A 1,418-nucleotide genomic window follows, 5' to 3' on the forward strand; every position below is an offset into this window, starting at 1 on the left:
GGAGCGACCGGCGCCATGATCCTCGGCACCGCCCTCGACGAGCTCGAGCGCCGCGACGCGCGCCGCGCGGTCGTCACGCTGTGCATCGGCGGCGGCATGGGCGTGGCCACTCTCATCGAGCGCGCCTGAACGCCCCTTTCCGAGGCAAAGGACGAGAACCACTCATGACCGAGCACAACGTCATCCACTGGGAACGGGGCGCGGACGGCATCGTCGTCCTGACGATGGACGACCCCGGCCAGTCGGCCAACACCATGAACGCCGCGTACGCCCTCTCCATGCGGGCGACGGTCGACCGGCTGGAGGCCGAGCGCGACACGGTCACCGGCGTGATCCTCACATCGGCCAAGAAGACCTTCTTCGTCGGCGGCGACCTGAACGACATGATCAAGATCGGCCCGCAGGACGCCCTGCGGTTCTTCACCTTCGTCGAGGGAATCAAGGCCGATCTGCGCCGCCTTGAGCAGTTGGGCAGACCGGTGGTCTCGGCGATCAACGGGTCGGCTCTCGGCGGCGGCCTGGAAATCGCGCTCTCCTGTCATCACCGGATCGCACTGGACGCCAAGGGTTCACGCATCGGCCTGCCCGAAGCGACCCTGGGACTGCTGCCGGGCGCCGGCGGTGTCACCCGTACGGTGCGGATGCTGGGCGTCACAGAAACGCTGAGCCGGGTGCTGCTGCAAGGCCTCACATACCCACCCGCGGCAGCGGAAGAACTGGGCCTCCTGGATGCGGTGGTGTCGACCCGGGAAGACATGCTCGCCGCCGCGCGCTCCTGGATCGCGGCCCATCCCGAAGCGGCGCAGCCCTGGGACGCCAATGGCCACAAGGTGCCCGGCGGAACCCCGGCGGCGGGTCCGCTCTCAGCGATCCTGCCGTCGCTGCCCGCGACGCTGCGCAAACAGACGGGCGGCGCGAACCTGCCCGCGCGGCGGGCGATCCTGGCCGCCGCCGTCGAGGGCGCCCAGGTCGACGGTGACACCGCCTTGGCCACCGAGTCGCGGTACCTGGTCGAGCTGGTCACCGGTCAGGTCGCGAAGAACATGATCAAGGGCTCCTTCTTCGACATGCAGCACACCAAGGCCGGGGGCAGCCGACCCGACGGCCACCCTCAGCACACCGCTCGCAAGGTCGTCGTGCTGGGCGCCGGCATGATGGGCGCGGGTATCGCTCACGCCTGCGCCAGGGCCGGTCTTGACGTCGTCCTCAAGGACACCACGCTGGCGCGGGCGGAGAAGGGCAGGGCATATTCGGCGCGCGTCGTCGACAAGGCCGTGGCCCGGGGCAGCCTCACCCGCGGCGACGCCGACCTGATCCTGGGCCGGACCCATCCCAGCGACCGCGCCGCGGGCGCCGCCGGCGCGGACCTGGTGATCGAGGCGGTCTTCGAGGACCGGGAGCTGAAGAGGACGGTGTTC

The 1,418-nt window shown here is 70.3% G+C and carries 1 protein-coding gene and 1 pseudogene; both read left to right on the forward strand.

What is annotated here, in order from left to right:
- A pseudogene (locus KVT44_RS55440) lies at positions 1-129 on the forward strand (acetyl-CoA C-acyltransferase); the annotation flags it as partial.
- 35 nt (positions 130-164) lie between these two features.
- Positions 165-1,418 (forward strand): enoyl-CoA hydratase-related protein (locus KVT44_RS55445; protein ID WP_217576829.1); only part of this gene is annotated, 1,254 nt, incomplete at its 3' end.

The organism is Streptomyces sp. GbtcB7 (assembly GCF_019091445.1).
GTDB classification, from domain to species: Bacteria; Actinomycetota; Actinomycetes; order Streptomycetales; family Streptomycetaceae; genus Streptomyces; species Streptomyces mirabilis.